Genomic DNA, 25625 nt, shown 5'->3' on the forward strand with positions numbered 1-25625 from the left:
AAGGAAGTAAAGTGTGCAATATACAGAAATAATGGTTCGCTATGGCGAATTATCAACCAAAGGGAAAAACAGAAAAAGTTTTATTGATCGTTTAGGCTTTAATACAAGAGAGAGTCTGCATTCTTTTCCTAAGCTGATTATTAAGGCTAACAGAGACAGAATGCATATTCAATTAAATGATGAAGATAGTACAGCAGTGATGAAACGCTTGGGACAGGTCTTTGGTATTCAGAACTTCTCACCATCCATTAAGGTTAAACGCGATATTGAACTTGTTAAGCAAAAGGCTGTTGAGATGATTCAAGAACAATTTGAAGAGGGCACGACTTTCAAGATTAATACACGTCGTTCAGATCATGATTTTGAACTAGACACTAATGAGATGAATGACTTACTTGGTGGCTATGTACTTGATAATATTCCAGGGATTAAGGTTCAGATGAAGAAGCCAGATATTACATTGCGTGTAGAGATTAGAAGTAATGGAATATTTCTTTCGAGTGAAACGATTAACGGTGCAGGCGGTCTGCCAGTTGGCACCGCCGGTAAGGGAATGTTGATGCTGTCGGGTGGAATTGACTCACCAGTGGCAGGCTATCTTGCTATGAAACGAGGAGTGGCAATTGAAATGGTGCATTTCTTCAGTCCTCCTTATACAAGTGAACAAGCCTTAAATAAGGCAAAAGAACTGACCTCTAAGCTTGCACCATTTGTAGGGAGTATCAAATTTATACAGGTTCCCTTTACAGAGATTCAAGAAACGGTTAAGCACGATGTTCCATCAGGTTATTTGATGACCGTTCAGAGACGCTTCATGTTGCGCTTAACGGATCTGATTGTTCAAAAGCGTGGTGGACTCGCAATTTTTAATGGCGAGGCACTTGGCCAGGTGGCATCTCAAACACTTGAAAGTATGGTTGCGATAAATGATGTGACAACTCTTCCAGTATTGCGCCCAGTAGTTTCAATGGATAAAAATGAAATTATTGAGATTGCACAAAAAATTGATACATTTGATTTATCAATCATGCCATTTGAAGATTGCTGCACAATTTTTGCTCCACCAGCACCTAAGACAAAGCCACGTTTGGATAAGGCAAGACTCTACGAAGCGCGTTTAGATGCTGACGGAATGATAGAAAGAGCGCTGGCTGGAATTAAGATTACTGAAATTAAGAGTGACCAGAAGTTCTTGGACGAAACCAGTGACAGTTTTGCTGAACTTCTATAATTAGGCTTGACGGTCTGATATATTCAAGCTATTATATAGTGCATAAGCGAAGAACAAGAGGGTTTTGAGATTTTAAGTTTACAAGAGAAGAGGTTGTCTGCTGAAATACCTCTAACTGATCTTGAAATTGTAGCTTGTAAGCTGTTGAGCTGAACTGGATTCTACAATTCATAAGTAAGCCTGACCGGACATGTTCGTTATCATGTAATTAAGAGGGGTTAAACGCCCAACTTAGGTGGTACCACGGTGAAAGTCGTCCTAATTTTTTTAGGAGGGCTTTTTTGTTTTATAAAAAAGGAAGGACTGAGTGTATGACAAGAGAGATTGAGATGTCAACGAAATATGAACCACAACAGGTTGAACCTGGTCGTTATGAAAAATGGCTGAAACAAGGAGTGTTTAAGCCAAGTGGGGACAAAGAAGCAAAACCATATTCAATTGTTATCCCACCACCGAATGTAACGGGTAAGCTGCATTTAGGACATGCATGGGACACGACACTGCAAGACATGATTATCCGTCAAAAGAGAATGCAGGGTTTTGATACTTTGTGGCTTCCTGGGATGGATCACGCAGGAATTGCAACCCAAGCTAAGGTCGAGGCGCGTCTTGCTGAACAAGGTATCTCTCGCTATGATTTAGGTCGTGAGAAGTTCATTGAAACTGTTTGGAAATGGAAAGACGAGTACGCTGATATTATTCATCAGCAGTGGAAAAAACTGGGATTGTCTTTAGATTATGACCGTGAACGCTTTACGCTTGATGATGGGCTTTCAAAAGCAGTACGGAAGGTATTCGTTACGCTGTATAAGAAAGGCCTGATTTATCGTGGTGAATACATTATCAATTGGGACCCTAAAGCTAGGACGGCATTATCCGATATTGAAGTTATTCATAAGGATGTAAAGGGTGCTTTCTATCATGTTAAGTATCCATTTGCTGATGAGACAACATTCAATGGGAAAAACTATATTGAAATTGCAACAACTCGTCCTGAAACCATGATGGGTGATGTTGCAGTTGCGGTTCATCCTAATGACGAGCGCTACAAGGAGATTGTTGGAAAGACACTGATCTTGCCATTACAGGGACGCAAGATTGAAATTATTGCTGACGAATATGTTGATCCAGAATTTGGAACAGGGATGGTTAAGATTACGCCAGCACATGACCCTAATGACTTTGCAGTTGGTAATCGTCATGACTTAGAAAGAATCAATACCATGAATGAAGATGCATCGATGAATGCGAATGCCGGTAAGTATGAAGGAATGGACCGCTTTGAAGCACGTAAAGCAATTGTGGCTGACCTTGATACCGCGGGCTACTTATTGCGTGTTGAACCAATTACTCATAGTGTTGGCCATTCTGAACGTACGGGTGTCCAGGTTGAAGCGCGCTTATCGACACAATGGTTTGTCAAGATGAAGCCGCTAGCCAAGGTTGCTTTGGCAAATCAAGACTCGGAACAGAGAGTAAATTTTGTACCAAGTCGTTTCGAGAATACATTTACACAATGGATGGAGAATGTTCATGATTGGGTAATTTCGCGCCAACTGTGGTGGGGACATCAGATTCCTGCATGGTACCATAAAAAAACTGGTGAAATTTATGTTGGTGAAGAAGCACCGCAAGATCTTGAAAACTGGGTTCAAGATGAAGATGTATTAGATACGTGGTTTTCAAGTGCATTATGGCCATTTTCTACAATGGGTTGGCCAGATGAGGATGCTGCTGATTTTAAGCGTTACTTCCCAACGGACACCTTGGTTACCGGTTATGATATTATTTTCTTCTGGGTCTCAAGGATGATTTTCCAAAGCCTCGAATTTACAGAGGAGCGACCATTCAAGCATGTACTCATTCATGGTTTAATTCGTGATGAGAATGGTGTCAAAATGAGTAAATCATTGGGAAATGGAATTGACCCAATGGATGTGATTGACAAGTATGGTTCGGATGCATTGCGCTGGTTCTTGTCTAATGGTTCTGCTCCCGGACAAGACGTACGCTTCAGTTACACAAAAATGGATGCTGCGTGGAATTTCATCAATAAAATCTGGAATGCCAGCCGTTTTGTTATTATGAATCTGGATGATGATACAACAGCACAATTACCCGTAAAGAGTCAATGGAAATTGTCGGATAAATGGATTATCAGCCGTTTGAATGAAACTATTGGTGAAGTCACACGCCTATTTGACAGCTTTGAATTTGGTGAAGCTGGCAGAGCACTTTATAACTTTATCTGGAATGATTTTTGTGATTGGTACATTGAGATGTCTAAAGAAGATTTGAATGGAACAGATGAACAGGCAAAGAAAGATACGCAAAATATTTTGTGTTATGTTCTTGACCAAACTTTGAGACTGCTACATCCAATCATGCCATTTGTTACTGAAAAAATCTGGTTGGAAATGCCACACGATGGTGAATCGCTTGTGACAGCAAAGTATCCTGAATATGCTGCTGCTGATGTAGATGAAGTTGCACAAAGTGAAATGGAGAATCTAATTGAACTGATCAAGGCTGTTCGTAATAGCCGTGCTGAAGTCAATGCTCCAATGTCAAGTGCAATTGAAATTCTAATTAAGACGTCAAGTGAAAAAACAAAGAAGATTTTTGAAGCTAACGTTGATTACATCGAACGTTTCTGCCATCCTAAGAAGTTGAAAATTAGTGCTGCTGTTGTTGCACCTGATTTGGCAATGACATCTGTTATTACTGGTGCCGAGGTATATTTGCCACTTGCAGACCTAATCAATATTGACGAAGAAATTTTAAGATTGCAAAAGGAAGTTAAGAAATTAGAAAGCGAAGTTACTCGTGGAGAAAAGAAATTGGGTAATAAACGCTTTGTTGCTAATGCTCCTGCAGAAGTGGTTACTCAAGAAAGAGAAAAACTTGGAGAGTACAAGACGAAGTTAGAAGCAACGAAAGAGAGAATTGCGACTTTGGAGAAGAATTAGTAAGGGAAATGTGCCATAAGCATAAATTGGGAAAATTTGAGTACCAACTAGAAATTACGAACATAGTGGGTTTGCTATGAGTGATTTGAAGCTAGCTGGAGAATCTTGACTTATGAAACATATTTATTTGTAATAGAAAGACTAGATTAAAAGTGAAGCACTTCATAATAGTTAGACAAAAATCTAATTATTATGGAGTGCTTTTTGTGTAAAATCATTGTGAACATGAAGTATTCTCCTATAGGTTTGAGTGAAGGTATAGAGATTCTTAATATTATTATAGAGTAAAAAACAATCTATTTTAATTGAAACTAATAGTAATAGCGCAGAGTATTAGTTATTACTTCACAAAAAATTCATAAAAACTCTATAAAATTAAGAAGGATAGGACAGTTGCACTTTTTTTGATATAAAGGAGAATTTCATATTATGAACTTAAAAAAGGCGCTGCATGGCAGTATTAGGAGAACCCAACTCTTTATTGACTTACCATATGAACAAAAAATTGGGAAAGAACTTAGAAAAAGTGAATTAAAGGCAGCAATTAATGGCACAGCAGAATTAATTAAATTATGGACAAAAAGAAATAATCATACGCAATTAAAATATGATCTCTCAATAGTAATAATTTTGAAGAATGAGGCACCATATATTAGAGAATGGTTGGCGTATTATATTTCAATTGGAGTAGAGCACTTTTATATCTATGATAACGATAGCCAAGATGATCTAAAGAAGATAATAGCATCATTCAAAGATATGGTGACTTATATAAGATTTAGTGGGACTGCAAGGCAAATGGATGCATATAATGATGCTCTGAATAGGTATGGCAGCTATTCAAGATACATGGGTTTTTTAGACGCAGATGAATTTATCTACTTGAAGGGCGAGCAATTGAGTTTTGTTAATTTATTAAATGATTATTTTATTGACCCTCATGTTGGAGGTTTTGTAATTAACTGGCAAATATTTGGTTCTTCTTTTTTGAAAAAGAAACCTCAAGGATTGTTAACCAATAATTTTGTATATCGTGCTCAAAAAAATTTCGAGAAGAACTTTCATATTAAATCAGTGGTTGATCCTAGAAAAGTAGCAGGATTTTTAAATGATCCGCACGGAGCTTTTTATTTACCTGGCTATTATGCAGTAAATGAAAAAAAACAAGAAGTGGATGGACCATTTTCTCAAAGGGTGAATACGGATAGAGTTCAAATTAATCATTACTTCACTAAATCCGAAGAGGAATTTATCCAGAAAAAGGCGCGTGGACGAGCTACTAAAAATTCACAGCGAACGATGCAAGATTTTGTGGATCATGATAAAAATGATGTTTTTGATGATTCAATGAGAGTTTACAATCAACAAAATAATCTTGAGTAGTTTTTGGAAAAGAGGACTTAGAAGGATGACAAAAAAAGGAAAATTTAAAATAGCTGTTGCGGGAACTGGATATGTTGGTTTAAGCATTTCGATTTTATTGGCACAGCGTAATCAAGTTTTTGCAGTTGATATTAATAAAAGAAAAATAGAGCTATTGAATAAGAAGATTTCGCCAATTGCAGATAAAGAAATTATTGAATATTTGGCATCACATGAATTGGATTTGATTCCGACAACTAATGCAGAGGTAGCCTATAAAGAAGCTGACTTTGTAGTAATAGCAACACCGACAAATTATGATAGTGAAAAGCAGTTCTTTGATACTTCTTCAGTTGAGCAAGTTATAAAATTGGTAAGACGGTACAATAAAGAAGCGATTCTTGTTGTCAAGTCAACGGTTCCTGTAGGATTTACAAAGCGGATCAAGAATGAGCTCAAACTAGAAAATATAATTTTCAATCCAGAATTTTTACGAGAAAGCAAAGCTTTGTATGATAACCTGTATCCCTCAAGAATTATTATTGGTACTGATATGACAGATAATAAAGAAAGAGCGAATGCACAGCAATTTGCAAGTCTATTAAAAGCTGGTGCACTTGAACAAGATGTTGCAACGCTTGTAATGGGATATACTGAAGCTGAGGCAGTAAAATTATTTTCAAATACGTATTTGGCATTAAGAGTCAGTTATTTTAACGAACTTGATACCTATGCAGAATCAAAGGAGCTAAATACGCAGCAGATTATCTCTGGTGTTGGTCTAGATCCAAGAATTGGTGATGGATACAACAATCCATCTTTTGGCTATGGCGGCTATTGTCTACCTAAAGACACGAAACAATTGCTTTCAAATTATCAGGACGTTCCACAGAATTTGATTGGAGCAATTGTGAAATCTAATGCAACACGGAAAGAGTTCATTGCGGAGCAGATTATAAGATTCATTAATAAAAATAAACTTGTTGAGGATACAGTTAATATAGGTATTTATAGGTTAACTATGAAGCAGAACAGTGATAATTTTCGTGAAAGTTCAATTCAAGGTGTCATCAAGGAATTACAAAAGATCCACCCAGGTATAAAAATTCTGATTTATGAACCAATGTTAAAAGAACATTCTGATTTTCAAGGATACAAAATCGAAAATAATTTACTTGAATTCAAAAAAAACAGCACTGTAATCGTCGCAAATCGTTTTAATGATGAACTAACAGATGTTCAAACTAAAGTGTATACGAGAGATTTATTTCATCTGGATTGAGACACAACATAAATCGGTAAAATTTGGGCACTTTGCTATTAGTAATTTGAAATTAGACGAAAAGATTGATTTATGGAACACATGTATACAGAAGCACTAATGGGACTGGCTCAAAATTAAACTTTTGATTCGGTCTTTTCCTATGTTTAATCAAGTTCTTAATTTGCTGTAAGCTAACTGGTATTAATTTGCATAAATAAAAATTAAACATAGTTAGCATTATATTTTTCTAGATTGGCGTAAAAGTTGTTTGTTCTGGTAAGCCCTTTAATGTACAATAAATTTGAGAGTAAGAAGGGTTGAGAATAATGGCGTTTGATAATTATGAACAGGCAGTTTCTTTTATTCACGGAAGAACACAATTTAAGAAAATTCCAACTCTGTCTAGAATGAGGTTATTTCTGGAGCGCTTAGGTAATCCTGAATCAGATTTGGAAATAATTCATGTGACAGGTACGAATGGAAAGGGTTCAACTGTAGCCTTTTTAAGAGAACTACTGGAGGAACAAGGACTTAAGGTCGGGACATTTACCTCACCTTTTATTGTCAGGTTTAATGAACGAATTCAAATCAATAAACAAATGATATCTGATGAGGAGTTGTTAATCCTTGTTAATTATATCGTACCAGTTGTTGCACAATTGGATAAGGAACTGTCTGAAGTTGGAGGTGGACCAACTGAGTTTGAGATTGTTACTGCACTAATGTTTTTATATTTTTCGCGGGAGAAGGTTGAGATTGCGGTTGTTGAAGTTGGCATTGGCGGAACCTTTGATTCAACTAATGTAATAAGCAGTCCGCTTGTCGCGGTGATAACGACCGTTGCCCATGACCATGCAAAATTACTGGGGAATACACTGGCACAGATTGCTGGTCATAAAGCGGGAATCATCAAAGAAGAGCGACCGGTTGTGCTCGGAGATATTCCCGAAGAAGCACTCACTGTAATTAGGAAGAGAGTAGCAGAAAAGAATGCAGAATTGTATATGCCAAGTGAGGGGTATTCTTTCAAAGAAGCGCATAAAAAGATTCCGTGGGGTGAAGTTATTGACTATGAGGGCTTTGATTTAGCAATTACTGATTTACAGACCTCACTGATGGGAGAATTTCAGCGTGAGAATGCGGCAGTCGCGCTCAGTGCTTTTTTGGTCGTCGCAAGGCAAAAAAAATGGCACGTAAAGAGCAAGGAAATTCGTGCGGCTGTAAAAAAAGCGACTTGGCCAGGAAGATTTGAAGCCGTGAGTGAAAGCCCTTTGATTGTATTGGATGGGGCACATAACATTGCGGCAATGGATATGATTACAAAGACAATTAAGAGAAGGTTCAAGAATCAGCATGTTTATATAATTGCTGCAATACTGGCAGATAAACAGCCGCGTGAGATGTTTGTCCAATTGAGTCAGCTTCCTAATACGACAATATATGCCACAACATTTGCAGGCCCGCGACCAGTAGCTAAAGTTGCGGAGGTTACCGAAGAAAGTGAAAAAATCGAATATTCAAAGAATTGGCAGGAAGCCTTAGTTGAAATCATTGCACAGATGTCAGAAGAAGATATGGTTTTGATTACTGGATCGTTGTATTTTGTTTCTGAAGTACGACACTATTTTTTAGATTAGGTGAGGATATTTAAAATGAATTTAAAGTTAGTAATTTTTGATATGGATGGATTAGTGGTTGACTCCGAAAAAATATATTTTGCTGCAAATCAAAGAGCCGCCAAAAAGTTGGGGATGCAATATTCACTAGACTACTATCGGCGCTTCATTGGATCGGGTGATGATTTGATGTATTCAGAGATGAGTCGCGACTATGGTAGTCAGGAGCTGATTTCTGATTTTATTAATTTAAGTAAACAGCAAGTCTTTAATGTGATTAAAGAAGAAGGATTACCACTAAAAAAGGGTTTCTTAGAGTTAGCTTCTTATCTACGTGATGTTAAAATTCCAAGTATTTTAGCATCAAGTAATGATCGAAAAGCAATTGATTATTTTTTGAAGACTGCCAAAATTGGGCAATATTTTTCAGAGATAGTTTCAGCCAATGATGTGGCTAAGGCCAAACCCGACCCAGATATTTTTGAACATGCATGGACGGCGTCGGGTGAACACAATAAGAACGAAGCGTTGATACTTGAGGACTCATATAATGGTGTTTATGCGGCAAACGAAGCACATATTCCTGTGATCATGGTTCCAGACTTAATACAACCAACAAAAGAAGTTGCTGCAAAAACACAGGCGGTTTTAGAAAATCTAAGTGAAGTAAAAAGCTATCTCGAAAAATAGGATGAATCCCTTTTGTTTACGTAATTAAAAACGAAAGGGGTTTTCTTATGTTAACAAGCAGATATGATGAAGAAGAAATAATACAAAGATTGACTAAGTATAAAGGAGCTAGTTTAAGTCAAAAGGAACTTCTTTTTATACTTATTTGTGGGTTTTTAGGAAAAGAAAAGGCGGGCAAAAAAGTTAACCAATTTTTTTTACAATACACGGATTTGCGCCAAATAAAAGATCTTTCTGATATAGAATTGACGGAATTTGTTGGTAGTAAATATGGTGTTCAAATGTGCAGGGCGCTGTGTGAATTTGCTGAGAGACTCAATAAAAGGCCGAAATTGACGCTGGGTAAAATATATACAAGTCAGGAAATAGGCGAGGAAATGTCATTGGAACTAGGACTGAGCTTACAAGAAGTATTATTTGTAATACTATTAGATACCAAGAATCAAATAGTTGCCAAAAAGATTGTTTTTCAAGGAACGCTGGACACAGCAACAGTACACCCACGAGAAATCTTTCGGTTTGCATTGCAGTACGCGGCCGCGAGAATAATGATTGTCCACAATCATCCAAGTGGAGATACTGTGCCCTCAAAAAATGATCTGCAATTGACCAAAAGAATTGCAGAGTGTGGGGATATAATTGGTATTGGATTGCTTGACCACATTATTGTAGGTTCATCGCAGTACATGAGCATGCGTGAAGAGAAGATTCTTTCTTAAGATCTTTTTTTAGTCTTTGAATTCCTTGTTCAAGTGAGATGAATATGCTAAACTTTTCATTAGCTGATTATAAGAAGGATGTGTTTATGTGCTCACAGGTACAGTTCATTTTTTTGAAAAGGACGAAGGATATGGTTTCATTACCCCTGACGATGATGAACAAGATATTTTTGTTCATTTTTCAGCAATTAAAACTGAAGGTTATAAGACATTAGTAGAAGGTCAAAGAGTCGATTTCGTTGTTGCAATTGGAAAGCGAGGACCACAGGCGGTTAATGTCCATTTACTACAATAAATAATTGTATAAATAATGATTAAGAATATTGAGAACTCAAGACATTTTGATTTTCATTTAGTATGCTGGCTAAGTAAACAATTTTTGGTGAACGACATTTTTTGGTAAACGGCATTTAAATCTTATGGTATAATTGGGCTATTACTGAAGAACTGCATTATCTATTAAAATGAGGCAATGTGAAGGGATGAAATATAGTGTTCGGAATCGGGACGAAGAATATTGGCATAGATTTAGGTACAGCAAATACAATTGTATTTGCAGAAGGTAAAGGAATTGTATTACGTGAGCCTTCAGTTGTAGCTAAAAATACAAAAACAGGCGAAGTTGTTTCAGTTGGATCTGAAGCACGAGACATGATTGGACGGACACCGGCAAGTATCGTTGCAATTCGTCCAATGAAAGACGGCGTAATTGCAGACTATGATACAACAGTTGCAATGATGAAGTACTATATCCAAAAGGCTTTGGCTCGGAAGACAGGAAAGCCATATGTAATGGTTTGTGTTCCTAGTGGAGTAACCGAAGTAGAAAAAAGAGCAGTCATTGATGCTACTCGTGTAGCAGGTGCACGCGATGCATATGTGATTGAAGAACCATTCGCGGCAGCAATCGGTGCAGGCCTTCCAGTTATGGATCCAACTGGCAGCATGGTTGTTGATATTGGTGGTGGTACAACAGATGTTGCAACGATTTCTTTGGGTGGAATTGTTTCTAGTCGTTCAATTAGAATGGCTGGAGATAAGATTGATGAAGCTATCATCTATTATGTACGACAACATCATAATTTATTGATTGGTGAGAGAACAGCTGAACAATTGAAAATGGATGTTGCATCGGCTTCAATTGAGGCCGCAAAAGAATTGGATAGTCAGACAATTCGTGGTCGTGATTTGTTAAGTGGACTTCCAAGAACAATTGATATTGAAGCAGTTGATGTTGCACAGGCAATCCAAGAGGTCGTACAAGAAATTATCTCTGCAATCAAGGAAACGCTAGAAGAAACATCGCCTGAGATTGCAGCCGATGTAATTGATCATGGGATTGTTTTAACTGGTGGTGGTGCTCAGTTGCGTCATCTTCCTGAAGTAATTGCAGATGCAACCAAAGTACCAGTATTTATTGCATCGGAGCCACTAGACTGTGTTGCTATTGGTACCGGTGAATCACTTAAGAGTATTGAAGTAATGAAAAAAAGATAATATAGACGATTGAAACGTGTCATGTTGGGAGGTTGGGAGTATATTCGTCCAGCCTCCTAATTTTTGGATATGTCTATGAGTTTAGTGAGTGGAGGAAACAATGCAAAGATTTTTTTTCAATAAAAGACTTATCATTGTACTTATTACATTGATTATTGGGTTTGTATTAGTCGCATTTTCAGTTACTGTTAGAAATGACAGGTCAACACCACCAATTATCCAACAAATTGGTAACGATACTGCAGGCTTGGTTGATAGGGTGGTAAGTTATCCAATTAGTGCGGTTGGCAATGCGGGTAGCGCAGTCGGAAGTTTGCTTAATACTTATCAAGAAAATCAGAAATTAAAAAAACAAGTTGATAATTTGGCATCTGAGAAGGTTTCCAATCAGACGATTCGCAGAGAAAATGCAGCTTTGAAAAAACAATTGAAGTTGAATAAGTCTTTGACAAATTATACTGCGGTAACGTCTTATGTCATCGCAAGGACACCTTCTTCATGGCAAAATCAAATAATTATCAGCAAAGGGTCACTAGCTGGTGTCAAGAAGAATGCATCCGTCTTGTCTGACAAAGGTTTGGTTGGACGAGTTACCGAAGTAAATAAGACGAATAGTAAGGTCGAACTAATTAGTACAACGAATGATAATGCTAATCGCTTTGCTACAACAATTATTACAGATGATGGGTCAGTCAATGGTTTAATTACTAACTATAATGCTAACACCAACCGGCTAATAATGGGGCAGATTGATTCTCAAAAGACAATGAAGAAGGGTGATAAGGTCATTACTTCTGGTATGGGTGGCAATTCTCCTCAGGGAATCTATGTTGGGACCGTTATGAAAGTTGAAAAAGACGATTATGGATTGGCCACAAAAGTCGAAATAAAGCCTGCAGCAGATTTGACAAATCTTAATATTGTTACTGTTGCAGAGAGAACAGATTAGAGGTTGGTTTGATGAGAATTTCAAAAATACGTTATTATTACCCTTTAGGTCTGTTCGTCGCTCTTTTTCTAGATGGAACTTTAAGTAATATGTTTGCGGGTGCTTTCTTTAAGGCTAGTTTGTCCATTGAAAGTCGTTTATTTATTCTTTGGGTTGTAATGAGTGTTTTTTTTGCCAAAGTTGAGCATCCTTTTTTTTGGGCAGTTACGGTTGGATTAACTTTTGATTTGTTTTTTACAGGCATAATTGGACCATTTTTTATGTTGGTTCCACTGATCCTTTATTTAACCAAAGTAATGTATAGTTTTTTTACACCATCCTTTATTGTGGTACTATTAATTTATCTGATAGATATTGCACTTTTTACACTTTTATTCTACTGGATTAACGTACTGATTGGTTTTACAAGTGTTTCGCTTGCAATCTTTATCAGCAGTACACTAGGACCCACGTTAGCATTTAACTTGGCAGCGTTTGTAATATTATATTTGCCAATTAAAGGACTAATGGAGATGTCCTCAAGATAAGGGGGGTGGATTGAAATGCAGAATGTTGTTTTAAAGGGGCACAAAGATGGTTATGTGATAGCGATTCGTGCTGATTCTAAGTTTGAAGATATACTTGCTGAAGTAACAGCTCTATTCGCAGACTTGCAGAAGGATAAAAAACGGGATGCCACACAGCCAATCTCTTTTAACATTACTACAGGAACAAGGTTGCTAAGTGCCGAAGAAAAGAAAAAGATTGAGGATATTGTAAGTAATTATCCGCTTTTTTCGATACATAAATTCACTTCAGATGTTATGCTTGTTCAAGATGCCATTGAGATGGTTGAGAGTAAAGTAGTGCACCTCAATGCGAATACGGTGAGAAATGGACAAATCGAATATATTAAAGGTGATGTTCTATTTATCGGTAATTTGCATCGTGGGGGAATTTTGAGAGCCACTGGTAATATATTCTTACTTGGTAATTGTGAAGGAATCATACATGCAGGTTATTTAAGTGATGCACAGGCAATTATTGCGGGAAATGTTTCAAAAGCCCAACAGGTTAGAATTGCGGATGTAGTTGATATCATTTCTGATGACGAGCACAAGATAACGAAAAATGGTGAGAATATAGTGTATGTTAACGATTTGCATGTACTTGATTATACTGAACGGGATCAAGTAAAAGCAATTAGACCAAAACTATTTGCACACATGGGAGGTTACTAAAGATGGGCAAAGCGATTGTTGTTACTTCTGGAAAAGGTGGGGTAGGAAAGACAACTACCTCTGCTAATTTAGGAACTGCACTTGCACTCTCGGATAAAAAGGTTTGTTTACTTGATTTAGATATTGGTTTAAGAAATCTCGATGTTATTTTAGGCTTAGATAATAGAATTATTTATGATATTGTGGATGTTGCTAAAGGAAGAGCAAAATTGCATCAGGCTTTAATCAAGGATAAGCGTTTTGACGACAAACTATTTTTACTGCCAGCGGCGCAAAACGCTGATAAGTCAGTACTTGAACCAAGTGAAGTTAAGGCAATTGTTGATGAATTAAAACCTGACTATGACTATGTTCTGATTGACTGTCCAGCAGGGATTGAACAAGGATTCCTAAATGCTATTGCAGGGGCAGATCAGGCAATTGTTGTTTCAACACCTGAAATTTCGGCTGTTCGTGATGCAGACCGCGTTATTGGGCTACTTGAAAAAGCTGGTTTGGAAGAAGCTCCACAATTAATTATCAATAGAATCAGAACTCATATGATGAATGACGGGCAAGTTATGGATATTGACGAAATAACGCATCATTTATCTATTAATCTACTTGGAATTGTCTTTGACGATGACAAAGTAATTAGTACCTCTAATAAGGGAGAGCCTATTGTTTTGGACGAGACTAACCCAGCTGCACAGGGATATCGTAATATCGCACGTAGGATGCAAGGAGAGACAGTTCCTTTGATGAATATCAAAGAAGTCGGGAAGAAAGGCTTCTTTCAAAATGTTTTTTCATGGCTTAAGAAAAAATAGGAATAATTTATAATTAAAAAAAGACGGAGAATTATCAGGACTTCGTTTTTTTTGTCTTATTAAGTTCACTGCCCATTAAAAATGACAAATGAATTAATGAAGTGTAAACTTTTGCATAGATAGCTTGTTTTTTGCAACGATATTCGGCAAAATTCAGAAAAGGGGAAGCAAATGTCTATAACATTAGCGATTATTGAAGTTATTTTTATGTTGAACCTTGTTTTTGCAATATTAACAGTGTTCAGAGAAAAGCGTGAAATCTCAGCCACATGGGCTTGGTTGCTGGTTTTACTTTTATTACCTGTAATAGGTTTTATTCTGTATTTAATTATTGGAAAAAAACTTTCACGAAACAAAATTGATGATATTCGTACGCAAAAACAAATTGGAATTGATCAGTTGGTTAGCCTGCAAAAAGAGCAGTGGGATGAAAAAGAATTACTGCCAGCAGATGAAATAACTGATACGGCCCGCGAGATGGCACATCTTTTTTTAGAAACCGATAAAGCTATTTTAACTAAGCACAATAAAGTTGAGATATTGATAGATGGTAAAGAAAAGTTTAGAAGGTTATTTGCGGATATTGCGACTGCAACTGACCATGTTCATGTAGAGTACTATACGATTTATAATGATGAAATTGGGAACCAACTCTTACACCTGCTTGAGAAAAAAGCTGCTGAGGGTGTCAAGGTAAGGGTGATTTATGATAGTTTTGGTTCACATGGTACGACTAAAAAGTTTTTTGCTAAATTAGAGGAACTCGGCGGGCGGGCGGAATCATTCTTTAGTTCAGGTCGAAGTTTCTCTAGCTTTCGTCTAAACTATCGTAATCACCGTAAATTAGTGATTATTGATGGAAAGATCGGCTATATTGGAGGTTTTAATGTAGGAGATCAATACTTAGGTAAGAGTAAGAAATTTGGATACTGGAGAGATACACATATTCGTGTACAGGGAAATGCGACTGATTCTATGCAGTCCAGATTTTTCATGGATTGGAATGCGACGGCACCTGAAAAGGATCGCATTGATTATCAAGAAAATTATTTTCCGTTGGTTAAGAGCCAAGGAAAGACGAGTATCCAAATTGTTTCGAGTGGCCCTGACAATGATATTGAAAAGATTAAACTCGGATACATTAAGATGATCAATAATGCGACTAAATATATAATGATTCAAACACCATATCTGATACCAGATGATCCGATTTTAGAAGCTCTTTCTTTAGCGGCATTTTCAGGAATTAAAGTAAAAATTATGATTCCTTCAATGCCAGATCATCCATTTGTATATCGTGCAACACAATACTATGCCCAGTCGTTAATTGCAACCGGCGTTGAGATATATAGATATGATAATGGTTTCTTGCATTCTAAAACATTAGTTGTGGATGATAGAATTGCGTCTGTTGGTTCTGCAAATATGGATTATCGAAGTTTTAAGCTGAATTTTGAAGCTAATGCTTTCTTGTATGATCAAGGAATAAGTGAACAATTAAGTAATATTTTTAGGGAAGATATGAAAAAGTCTACCAAATTAACGATGGATGATTTTAAGAAGCAATCATTGTGGCTGAAGTTCAAACAGTATTTTTCGAGACTTTTATCTCCAATTCTATAGAGAGTATTGCCGAGTGATCATATAAGATGAAATTGCTCTAGAATTTAAATTCTTGAGTAGTTCTAATTTGTTTTGAAAGAGTAGATGGAGAAATTAATGAGCAAGAAAAGAATTTTTGGGATAGTAGTTGGAATATTAATTGTTACTTTACTGGCAGGAATAGGTGGTGCAAGTGCTTATCTTTATAACTTTGCTTTTGAACCGCAAAAGGCACTTAATTCGAAAGTTCCTATAAAAAAAGCTAAGAAACAAAATACTGATAAGAAGTGGTTAAATAACGTGAAGCAAAAGAGTTGGAATGAAATCTCAGCCGGGCAAAATTTAAAACTTCATGCAGTATATGTTCCAGCAAAAAACGAGACAAATAAGACAATAATCGTTGCCCACGGTTATCAGGAGAATCATAAAGATATGGCTAGTTATATCCGAATGTTTCATGATCTTGGGTATAATGTCTTGGCGCCAGATGATCGTGGTGCAGGTCAGAGCCAGGGAAAATATATCGGTTTTGGATGGCCGGATCGCCTAGATTATGTGAAGTGGATCAAGCAGATAATTGCGAAAGACGGTAAGAATTCTGAAATAGGACTTTTTGGTGTCAGTATGGGTGGAGCAACTGTCATGATGGTTAGCGGTGAGAAGCTGCCTAAACAGGTTAAAGCAATCGTTGAAGATGCTGGATATTCAAGTATTGAGGGGGAACTGACATATGAACTGAAGTCGCGGTTTAACCTACCAAAGGAACCATTAATTACAACTGCAGCTTGGTATGCTAACTTTAAGGCTGGTTTTAATTTTAAAGCAGGAAGTTCATTAAAACAGTTACGTAAGAATAAATTGCCGATCTATTTTATCCATGGCGGAGCAGATACATTTGTTCCCACAAAGATGGTCTACCAAAATTACGCAGCTGCTCAAGAACCCAAGAAAATATGGGTAGCTGCAAAGGCTGGGCACGCGATGACTTACTATGATTACCCAAACGAATATCAGCGGAGAGTAAGCCACTTTTTTACAGAATATTTACATTGATAATTTTATAGAATAAAAAGAGTGCGTTTTTCAGTAGTTTTGGACGAATATCCAAATTCTACTCCCTAATAACGTACTCTTTTTTTATATTATAGTGTTTTTACCAGAAAATGATTTGTGTGCTTTTTAAATCTTGCTTTAATTGCAAAAGCTCATGGTCATCGATGGGAGTAATCAAGGGTGTAATCCCTCCAACCGGGCCTTTTTCAATAACAGGGTGCAGCATTGGATCAACATAGTTATCTGAGGAAGCGGTTAATACAAATTTTGTACTAATTTGGCGGATGTTTCTCAAATTTTCTTTATCTTTTGGTAAAGAAGTTAAAAATTCTTCATTAGGAAAGAAAAAACTTAGAAATTTGGCGTAATCTTCTTGCCAAATAATCAGCGTGTTATGCTCTTTAGCAGTTTCGTTATATTTAGCAAGGCGCTCAGGATTTAGCGCGGAGAATCGGACCTTTGCATGCGCATCAGCAGGGAGATGAGCAATGAATTTGCCAAATTGTTTTTGGATACCTGCTTCACTAATGACAGGAGAGGAATTGTTTGTATACATTTTTGTATCTAAGTAAAAAACTATTGGTTGCTCCTTGCGAATGATTTTTTTCCAGTTTTTGATACGTTTATTATGTGCACCTTTATTAGTAAATGAATGACAATAAAAAATAGATTTATTTGTTGAATTAATAAGAAAAACAAGTGAACCGAATAAGGAGTCATCATTTTTGTAAGCTGTTATTTCTAGTCCAGCAATTTTTTGCGTGTACTGTGCTGGAATCATTTTAGGCTGGTTTTGCAGCTTAGCAATGAAACCAAAACGGATTAACTTTTGAATTAACGTGTAAAGTTCTTGTGATAAGTAGAATCTGACATTTTTATCGGCTGTTCTCAGAGCTTGGATGTTATTTTCACTATAATGTGTGATAAAGACCCGTTCTTTAAGAACAACTTCACGAACATCAAGCTGAACATTTTCGAAAATCAATTCTGAATTATGTGTCATGTTAAAATCTCCTTTGGTAATACTAACTTTTTAGAAGCAGATATTTTGAGTCTTTTAATATAACGTGTACAATATAGTTGAGGCACAATAAAAATGAATGGAGGAATTAAAAATGTATTTGAAAATCACTCCGGAAGCACAAACAAAATTACAAAGCAAGATAGGCGACACGGATGTCAAAGTTTTATTGGACTTTGATGATGGTGTGGGAGCCTTTTCACGTGTTGGCACCTGTACTTTAGCATCCGTTTTTCGCGTACTTTTAGTTGACCCAGCTGTTGATTCGCACGATTATGATGAAAATCTTGATACTGATATGGGTTCATTTGCTATTAAGGGCTATAGTAAGATGTACATGGACGAAAATATGACCTTAGAGCTAAATGAGAAGACCCAAATGTTACGTCTTAAAGGTGCCAATTCTGGTGAGTTAACGGCAGCTGTCAACGTCGAGCGCTTTGAAGTTGGAGTCTAATTTAGGCTAATAATTCCTTAATCTGAGTAAAGTAGGAGCTAGATCAAAATTTAACTTTTGATCTGGTTTTTTTGTTGGTTTCAGATAAATGTGTTCTACAAGGCAAACTTATTCGTCTAATTTCGAATTACCCATAGTAATACTTTGTTCGTAATTCTAAGTAGTACTCGAAACTTTTTGTCAGATGGGATACTCTACTTTTTATCATAAATTAGCATCGGTTTTAAAATCAAGTGGTGAGAAGGCAGTTGCTTCGGTAATCAGTTGAGCAGTTAATTCTTCCACTTTTTTGATTGCGTAAAGAGCATTTTCATTTGAACTTTTTGTAATAAATACGATTTTATCTTTTGAAGTTAGACCACTTTGAACATGTTTATCAGTTTCACGAATCCGTTTATTTAGCTCAATCCTAACTTCCTTTTGCAGTGCCTTTAACTTTGAACCAAATTCTAAATAGTTACTGTCGACCAAAATGCCAAGTAATTTGTATTTCCAATAAGCTGAGTCTGTACTGTAAGTGGCATCTCCTTTTTTATAGGATTCTGGAGTATCACTGATGGCTGCATAGAAAGGAACAAAAATACTTTGAGCAGTGACACCCATGGCAAGCCATTGGATTCCTGCAAGTTCAGTGGGGAATCCAGGACGAATTTGGAGAATATGTGATTCTTGTGTTTTTGCTAGACTAATTGGACGAAATTTGTGTTTTAATTCCACAGGACCTTGTCCAATTGGATCAAAGTCTGTTCCTTGGAAATGTGAACTAAGAATGAATTCAATATCTTCACGGCTGATGAGATGACTTGCTTTACGAATGAAAGGAAGTTCTTGACTCATTGGATCTTGGATAATTTCAGGATTCAAGTATTTTTGACCATACCACACACGTGGGGTGCTATAGATTGCATCACTCAAATCTTGCGTTCCAAAAATTTTACGGAAATTAAAAGAGTCTGTGGCAATATTTAGTTTATTTAGCGAAACAAAAGCAACAATACCAGTTGAGAATAAGAAATTATTCTTATCTGTAAAGTCGATTTCTTGAATTGCTAGCTGATTGGCAACGACAGCATAGGAATCAGCAGGAATCCGTTGTGCCACCCAATGATGACCTGTTGCGATCTCCATATACCAAGATTCTGCTTGATCAGCAAATAAAATACCGTTTGATTCACTTGCCCCTTTTTCCTCAACAATTCTGCCGAGATACTGGACACCCTCACGTGCAGAATGTATATATGGCAGTGTTACTGTGATCATTGCTTCTTCGCCAATTCCTTCAGAAACCAGTGGATCAGCTCCGAGAACTCGTTCGTTGGCATATGCACTTTCAGTAGCACTCATTGCGACACCATACTCATTAAAGCCGTCTTCGGCAAAGATCCCATACTTATCTGTCCATTCGGGTGTGGCAGTGTAGCGTCCACTAGTTTGGGGTAATTCCATTGTGAACCCATTGTCTGGTGAAACAAAAAGCTTCTGTTTGGCGTGATCACCATGAGGATATACTTTAAAATGTTTTGGCCAAGCAGTCTTTGCATCTTCGTTTCGAGCAATCATGATTGAACCATCAATACTTGCTTTTTTTCCTACAAGAATACTTGTGCAAGCTGAAAAACTTTGTTCTTTAAATGCCAAATTAATTCTTCTTTCTTTTTCTAAATTATTTCGTTAAAATAATTCTAGCATAGCATTGTTCTTTGTTGTAAAAAAAGTTATTACCATAATGACTTTCTTAATTCGGTCTGAATTATATAAATTAAAGCAAATTGTAGCATAAGTGGATTCTGTGATGTCTACAAACTTTGTTAATGCGAAAAATTTGCAGATAAAGAGCAGCAAGTTAAAATCAAGAACAAGTTGGATAATTAGTAAAAAGAGAAAGAATCTTTTTTTAAATAGCATTTTTAGGAATTTTAATTGCTTTCTAATATTATTTCTGCTTTAATATAACTAACATTAATGTTTTAGTGAAAAGGGGAAAAAGGATGCCGATTGTACATATTGATTTAATTGAAGGACGCACACAAGATCAACTTAAACACCTCGTGGAAGATGTCACTAAAGCTGTTAGCAAGAACACTGGAGCACCAGCTGAACATGTCCACGTTATTCTTAGTGAGATGAAAAAAAACCGCTATAGTGTAGGCGGAATTCTCAAGAGTGATGAATAATTAGACGTGTGCGAGATGGCTGGGACAGTATTCCCGGCTTTTTTATTTAATTAGAATTTTTGAAAAGAGAGGATGTTTGAAGTTGACAAGTTTATCAGATGAAGTAACAACGAATGAAGCAGGACATTTAACAATTGGTGGGGTCGATACTTTAAAACTTGTATCTAAATATGGTTCACCCTTGATAGCGTATGATGTTTCAAAAATGAAAAGTCAGATAAGTCACTTCAAACAGGCTTTTACTGCTGCTGCTGTTCCTTATCGAGTGACCTATGCAAGTAAGGCTTTTTCTGCTGTTGCCATGTACCAATTAGTTGCAGGTGAGGGGTTAGGATGTGATGTGGTTTCTGGAGGAGAGTTAGTTGCTGCGTTAAAGGGCGGGATGCCAGCTGAAAGAATTGAATTCCACGGAAACAATAAATTACCGATCGAACTGGAGATGGCAGTTGATGCCCAGATTGGTTGTATTGTAGTTGATAATTTCCAAGAAATCGCATATTTGGACAAAATTTTAAAAGAGAAAGACACGACAATTTCTGTAGTAGTTCGTGTTGCACCAGGTATTGAGGCTGAGACACATAAATATATTTCAACTGGTCAAGAAAATTCAAAGTTTGGTTTTGATGTACACAGTGGTCAAGCGAAGAAAGCACTAAAAGAATTGCTTGATAATCCTAGAATGAATGTCCTCGGAGTACATTGTCACATTGGTTCCCAAATATTTGCGGTCAAGGGTTTTGTAATGGCAGTCGATAAAATGGTTTCCCTGTTGAAGCAATGGAACGAAGAATTTGGATTTTCTGCCAAGTTGCTGAATCTTGGTGGAGGTTTTGGTGCACGCTACGTTGATAGTGATCAACCATCTTCTGCTGAAAATTTTGTAGAACAAATTATTACAGAGGTTAAGAAAAAAATAACTGAAGCCAATCTCGAATTTCCAGAAATTTGGATTGAACCTGGTCGCTCACTGGCTGCTGAAGCAGGATCTACTCTATATACAGTAGGGTCACGCAAAGACGTAGAAGGAGTCTGTCACTTTGTTTCGGTTGATGGGGGAATGGGAGATAATATTAGACCCGCGCTTTATCAGGCAAAGTATGCTGCGATTCTGGCTAATAAGCCCCATGCATTGAAAGAGCAAATTGTTACCGTAGTAGGAAAATATTGTGAGTCTGGTGATATTTTGGTAAAAGATGCATTGCTGCCAATTACACATCCGGGTGATATCTTGGCAGTTCCATCAACAGGAGCATATGGATATACCATGGCAAGCAACTATAATCGTAATCCTCGACCAGCCGTTGTTTTTTGTGAAAACGGTGAGGATAAGCTGATTATCAGACGCGAGACTTACGAAGATCTATTGAATTATGACTTGGGTCTTTAATTTTCTGAATCTAACTTTTGTTTCAACCCTAATTAAAAAAGTTCTGAAATTAGTTGATTTTCATCAATTATTTTAGAGCTTTTTTATTTTATATATTGAAAATGCTGTAATTTAATATTTTACATAGAAGACAACAAAGTATGACAGGATCTGTATAATCTTGTTGTAGACTTCAAGTTGAAGGAGATGAGGGGATGGAGTATAGTGCTAAGAAAAAGTTATTCTTGGTTTCAACAATTGTTTGAGTTGGGTTACTTCTAATAGCAAGTTTTAGTGATTTGGCAATCAGTAATACAGTAATAAACTATAATAGTATTTTTGGAACAGTTTTCCAAACACTGGGAGAACTTCCGGTTTATTGTATTTTTATGTTTTCGTTTTTCTTAATAGCAGCAATTATCTTTGTGATGCACGAATTATATAATCATCTTTTGAGCAATGATTTAAAAATTTAATTTTAAGTATTAAATTTAAGAAGTGGCGGTCTACCAGCTGCAAAAGCTAAAAAATGGGATAGAGGCAAAAAATAAAATTTTGTCTCGGTCCCATTGATGATGCTATCCAATTTTGAATTGGTTATTCAGCCAAGCCTAGATATTTCTCAAGATAATTGGCTAAACCATCTTGTGTGTTATCAAGTTCGGTCACATCATTACTGATTTGCTTAAGTGCATCTGTCCCATTCTTCATAACAACACCCCAACCAGCATAATCAATCATCTCATAATCGTTGTGTTCATCACCAAATGCAACAATATTTTTGCGGTCAATGTGATAGTTGCTGGCTAGAAGGCGAACGCCCTTTTCTTTAGTGATTCCTTTAGGAGCTAGTTCCAGAATTGGGTTTGCTCCACCCCATACGCCAACTTCAATATAATCACCGTAGTTTTTCTTTAATTCAGAAACTATTTTGTCTTTGGCATTTTCCTCAATCAAAAGTGTAATCGAAGCTGGATCAGTTGCCAGGTTATCTTCGTTTAGAAGCTGTTGTGTGCTTAGAGAGGTGGGAAAAAAGCCATCAGTTACAGGATTAACACTATCTGCAAGCATCATTGTTTTTGCTTCAGCCGCGATTAATTTGATTCCCAAGTTTTCTTTATTTTTTAATAAATCAAAAGCAATCTCGCGTGAAAAAGTATCTTGATATTCTTTACCCCAATTTCTGTAAGGAATATGACCAAGTGCACCATTGAAGTTAATCATAGGCGTCTTTATTTGCAGCTCGTCATAGTAGTTTTTTGAGATACGATATGGGCGGCCAGTTACAATTGAGACAATGTGCCCAGCCTTACTCGCTTTTTGCAGAACACTAATAGTTTTTGAACTAATAAGTGAATTTGCATTCAGCGTTGTTCCGTCTAAATCTAATGCAATTAATTTTTGTTCCAAATTAACACCTCATTCATGAAAACTCGTAGAATTTAAGATACCATAAAAACACTAATTTTACTAGAGTTTGACATAACTAACGGTGTATAATTGGTACATAATTATATGGAGGCGATAGCACAATGATGATTGTTGAACCAAAAAGCATCAAAAACATCCCTGTTCTGGAGGTTGTTTTAGCTGACAGAAAAGAGGATAGTCTACCGCTAGTAATTTTCTATCATGGTTGGACTGGTTGCAAGGAGCGGGTCTTGACGCAGGGATATGAAATTGCAAAGAAGGGCTTTCGTGTTGTTTTGCCAGACGCAATGTATCATGGTGAACGTGAAGTTGATGGTCCTGCCGAAGATCATCAGTTACAATTCTGGCAAATAATTGCAAATTCGGTTAAAGAATTTCCAACTCTGATTAATTTTTATAAAAAAGAATTTGGTATCAAAGATGATAAAATAGGTGTGAGCGGCTTATCAATGGGTGGGATAACTACGTGTGCTCTCTTGAGTATCTATTCAGAAATAACCGCTGCGGTATGCTTGATGGGTTCACCTCGCCCTGTAGAATTTGCTAGAATTCTGTTAGGTAAAATTCCAGGAGTTCAAGATGTTGACCCGGTATATATTGAAAAAGAGTTAGAGCAATTATCAATTATCGATTTATCTACGAAGCCACAAAAAATTGCTGGAAGACCAGTGCATTTCTGGCATGCAACTGGGGATCGAATGGTTCCTTATAAACCAACTAAGGAATTTTACGATAAGATAAAAGACCATTCGTACGCAGAAAATGTCAGCTTTTCCACTACTCAAGGCGGCGGACATAAGGTTTCTCAGGCAACAACCATAGAAATGGCGGAAAAGTTTTCCGAATATTTTAATTAAACCTAAAATGGGGGGATCCAGCATGACTAGTAGAAGTGTTGAAGATGTAAAAGATGAAATTATTGAAAAGTTAGAAAATGTGATTGATCCTGAGTTGGGAATTGATATTGTAAACTTGGGTTTAATTTACGAAATAGACCTCGATGCAGCTGGTTCATGTGAAATAAAAATGACGCTTACAACAATGGGCTGCCCATTAACCGATGTCTTGGCTGAAATGATTGAGCGTGAACTCCAGCCAATTGCTGAAGTCAATCAAGTAAATATTGATTTTGTATGGGAGCCAGCATGGACAATTGACAAGATGACAAGATATGCCAGGATGGCTTTGGGGATTCATTAAAAAGGCTGGGAGACAAAATAATTGTTAACTAAAAGACTGTTCTTACTTTTATATACTGCTGTGCTTGCGCTTGCAAGCGTATTTCTTTTTGTAAAGATTCAGCAAAGAAGTTTAATAATTCAATTGGATAATCATAACTTGTCTGCGGCTGCATACCATGTTACTTTGAGCAAAAAAGAAACAATTTGGGATGTTACACAGGCAATTGAAAAAAATAAAAATATCAAAAATGTACAAATTCATTTCCAAGACAAGAAAAATAAGCACTTGACTTATTTTTTTGGGACTGGAACTTTTGGTGTTCCACCAATGATTAATGGTAGCTTTTTTGGGACTGGAACTTTCGATTCTGAAGTTGAAGTAGCGGTTGTTGGAAAGAATTATGAGAAGAAGCTATACGAACCAAAAGACCAAGAGTATTTAAAAATCAGCAATAAGTACGTGCCGGTATTAGGTGTGATGGGTGATAAGTATTCATCACAATTAGATAAACAGATTTTTATTGCACCAAGTATTGAAAAGAGTAAACAATTAACTGCTAATAACTACCGGATAATAATTGATGGGAAAAAGGCATTGAATAGAAATGTATTGAAATCAGTATTAGATGCTAAAGCGGTCGAACATTTGGCTCAGAAACATTTCTTGATTAATCAAGATTCATGGATATTAGACCATTTTCAAGAGTTGTTAATACTAGCTGCATTGTTTATATTATTCGTGGTTGGAACAATTATTTGGATAATCAGCAATGGGAAACGTCAGCGCAGTCTTTTAGGTCAAGGGAAAGAATCTCGGCAGCTATTGTTTGAAGAGTGGGAGTTTTATGCTCTTTTATCAGGTCTAGGAACAATTTTTGGAGTAATGGGTGGAATGCTTATTACTGATTTAACTAATTATATACCGCTACTGATTTATAATATAAGTGGAGTTATTTTAGCAAATATTATCTATATTTTGGTTTTAAGAAAAAGATTAAAAAGGTCTGAATAGGA

Annotated in this window: 24 protein-coding genes; 21 read left to right on the plus strand and 3 right to left on the minus strand. The window is 36.6% G+C overall.

The window, feature by feature from the left end; translation table 11 throughout:
* Nucleotides 1-13: 13 nt before the first annotated feature.
* From thiI to FFX44_RS04970, 15 genes are all read left to right on the plus strand, one after another.
* Entirely contained in the window at nt 14-1231 is a 1218-nt protein-coding gene (thiI, locus tag FFX44_RS04900) for a tRNA uracil 4-sulfurtransferase ThiI (protein ID WP_289978448.1), read from the plus strand.
* A 311-nt stretch (nt 1232-1542) separates the two neighbouring features.
* The gene (locus tag FFX44_RS04905) at nt 1543-4200 is read left to right on the plus strand and encodes a valine--tRNA ligase (protein WP_289978451.1); all 2658 of its coding nucleotides are present in this window, start codon (nt 1543-1545) and stop codon (nt 4198-4200) included.
* A 429-nt stretch (nt 4201-4629) separates the two neighbouring features.
* Nucleotides 4630-5583 carry a glycosyltransferase family 2 protein gene (locus tag FFX44_RS04910; RefSeq protein WP_289978454.1) on the plus strand — a complete coding sequence of 318 codons (954 nt, stop codon included), beginning with the start codon at nt 4630-4632 and terminating at the stop codon, nt 5581-5583.
* A 25-nt stretch (nt 5584-5608) separates the two neighbouring features.
* Nucleotides 5609-6844, plus strand: coding sequence for a nucleotide sugar dehydrogenase (locus FFX44_RS04915; RefSeq protein WP_289978455.1), 1236 nt, complete (start codon nt 5609-5611; stop codon nt 6842-6844).
* A 308-nt stretch (nt 6845-7152) separates the two neighbouring features.
* Nucleotides 7153-8463 (plus strand): folylpolyglutamate synthase/dihydrofolate synthase family protein, encoded by a 1311-nt coding sequence (locus tag FFX44_RS04920; protein ID WP_289978457.1) that lies wholly within the window; start codon nt 7153-7155, stop codon nt 8461-8463.
* 15 nt (nt 8464-8478) lie between these two features.
* Nucleotides 8479-9132: an HAD family phosphatase gene (locus tag FFX44_RS04925; RefSeq protein WP_289978458.1), complete on the plus strand. Its 654-nt coding sequence runs from the start codon at nt 8479-8481 to the stop codon at nt 9130-9132.
* Between the two features lie 47 nt (nt 9133-9179).
* Nucleotides 9180-9851 carry a DNA repair protein RadC gene (radC, locus tag FFX44_RS04930; protein WP_289978459.1) on the plus strand — a complete coding sequence of 224 codons (672 nt, stop codon included), beginning with the start codon at nt 9180-9182 and terminating at the stop codon, nt 9849-9851.
* A gap of 88 nt (nt 9852-9939) precedes the next feature.
* Nucleotides 9940-10146 carry a cold-shock protein gene (locus FFX44_RS04935; RefSeq protein WP_289978460.1) on the plus strand — a complete coding sequence of 69 codons (207 nt, stop codon included), beginning with the start codon at nt 9940-9942 and terminating at the stop codon, nt 10144-10146.
* A gap of 197 nt (nt 10147-10343) precedes the next feature.
* Nucleotides 10344-11348: a rod shape-determining protein gene (locus FFX44_RS04940; protein ID WP_289978461.1), complete on the plus strand. Its 1005-nt coding sequence runs from the start codon at nt 10344-10346 to the stop codon at nt 11346-11348.
* A 100-nt stretch (nt 11349-11448) separates the two neighbouring features.
* Nucleotides 11449-12297, plus strand: a complete 849-nt coding sequence (gene mreC / locus FFX44_RS04945) for a rod shape-determining protein MreC (RefSeq protein WP_289978463.1) — start codon at nt 11449-11451, stop codon at nt 12295-12297.
* Nucleotides 12298-12308: 11 nt separating this feature from the next.
* On the plus strand, nt 12309-12824 hold the full coding sequence (mreD, locus tag FFX44_RS04950) for a rod shape-determining protein MreD (protein WP_289978464.1): 516 nt from the start codon (nt 12309-12311) through the stop codon (nt 12822-12824).
* Nucleotides 12825-12839: 15 nt separating this feature from the next.
* Nucleotides 12840-13517, plus strand: a complete 678-nt coding sequence (locus tag FFX44_RS04955) for a septum site-determining protein MinC (RefSeq protein ID WP_289978466.1) — start codon at nt 12840-12842, stop codon at nt 13515-13517.
* A 2-nt stretch (nt 13518-13519) separates the two neighbouring features.
* Nucleotides 13520-14326 (plus strand): septum site-determining protein MinD, encoded by an 807-nt coding sequence (gene minD / locus FFX44_RS04960; protein WP_289978468.1) that lies wholly within the window; start codon nt 13520-13522, stop codon nt 14324-14326.
* A gap of 171 nt (nt 14327-14497) precedes the next feature.
* Nucleotides 14498-15949, plus strand: coding sequence for a cardiolipin synthase (gene cls / locus FFX44_RS04965; protein WP_289978469.1), 1452 nt, complete (start codon nt 14498-14500; stop codon nt 15947-15949).
* A 96-nt stretch (nt 15950-16045) separates the two neighbouring features.
* Nucleotides 16046-16981 carry an alpha/beta hydrolase gene (locus FFX44_RS04970; RefSeq protein ID WP_289978472.1) on the plus strand — a complete coding sequence of 312 codons (936 nt, stop codon included), beginning with the start codon at nt 16046-16048 and terminating at the stop codon, nt 16979-16981.
* A 100-nt stretch (nt 16982-17081) separates the two neighbouring features.
* Here FFX44_RS04970 and FFX44_RS04975 read toward each other — a convergent pair whose 3' ends face one another.
* On the minus strand, nt 17082-17984 hold the full coding sequence (locus FFX44_RS04975) for a hypothetical protein (RefSeq protein WP_289978475.1): 903 nt from the start codon (nt 17982-17984) through the stop codon (nt 17082-17084).
* A 112-nt stretch (nt 17985-18096) separates the two neighbouring features.
* Between FFX44_RS04975 and FFX44_RS04980 the strand changes: the two genes are divergently transcribed.
* The gene (locus FFX44_RS04980) at nt 18097-18459 is read left to right on the plus strand and encodes an iron-sulfur cluster biosynthesis family protein (RefSeq protein WP_289978476.1); all 363 of its coding nucleotides are present in this window, start codon (nt 18097-18099) and stop codon (nt 18457-18459) included.
* A gap of 204 nt (nt 18460-18663) precedes the next feature.
* Here FFX44_RS04980 and FFX44_RS04985 read toward each other — a convergent pair whose 3' ends face one another.
* The gene (locus tag FFX44_RS04985; RefSeq protein ID WP_289978478.1) at nt 18664-20097 is read right to left on the minus strand and encodes a C69 family dipeptidase; all 1434 of its coding nucleotides are present in this window, start codon (nt 20095-20097) and stop codon (nt 18664-18666) included.
* A gap of 332 nt (nt 20098-20429) precedes the next feature.
* Between FFX44_RS04985 and FFX44_RS04990 the strand changes: the two genes are divergently transcribed.
* Both FFX44_RS04990 and lysA read left to right on the plus strand, forming a co-directional pair.
* Complete coding sequence (locus FFX44_RS04990; protein WP_289978481.1) at nt 20430-20633, plus strand: 2-hydroxymuconate tautomerase; 204 nt, start codon at nt 20430-20432, stop codon at nt 20631-20633.
* An 82-nt stretch (nt 20634-20715) separates the two neighbouring features.
* Nucleotides 20716-22020: a diaminopimelate decarboxylase gene (gene lysA / locus FFX44_RS04995; protein WP_289978484.1), complete on the plus strand. Its 1305-nt coding sequence runs from the start codon at nt 20716-20718 to the stop codon at nt 22018-22020.
* A gap of 576 nt (nt 22021-22596) precedes the next feature.
* On the opposite strand, the gene FFX44_RS05000 is transcribed toward lysA, so the two are convergent.
* On the minus strand, nt 22597-23409 hold the full coding sequence (locus tag FFX44_RS05000; protein ID WP_289978485.1) for a Cof-type HAD-IIB family hydrolase: 813 nt from the start codon (nt 23407-23409) through the stop codon (nt 22597-22599).
* A 122-nt stretch (nt 23410-23531) separates the two neighbouring features.
* Here FFX44_RS05000 and FFX44_RS05005 point away from each other — a divergent pair, with 122 nt between their 5' ends.
* From FFX44_RS05005 to FFX44_RS05015, 3 genes are read left to right on the plus strand one after another with little or no spacing between them, the layout of a single operon-like run.
* On the plus strand, nt 23532-24287 hold the full coding sequence (locus FFX44_RS05005; RefSeq protein WP_289978488.1) for an alpha/beta fold hydrolase: 756 nt from the start codon (nt 23532-23534) through the stop codon (nt 24285-24287).
* Between the two features lie 22 nt (nt 24288-24309).
* Complete coding sequence (locus FFX44_RS05010) at nt 24310-24630, plus strand: metal-sulfur cluster assembly factor (protein ID WP_289978490.1); 321 nt, start codon at nt 24310-24312, stop codon at nt 24628-24630.
* Between the two features lie 21 nt (nt 24631-24651).
* The gene (locus FFX44_RS05015) at nt 24652-25623 is read left to right on the plus strand and encodes a hypothetical protein (protein WP_289978493.1); all 972 of its coding nucleotides are present in this window, start codon (nt 24652-24654) and stop codon (nt 25621-25623) included.
* Nucleotides 25624-25625 lie beyond the last annotated feature (2 nt).

It is taken from the genome of Lactobacillus sp. UCMA15818 (assembly GCF_030400225.1).
GTDB lineage: Bacteria > Bacillota > Bacilli > Lactobacillales > Lactobacillaceae > Liquorilactobacillus.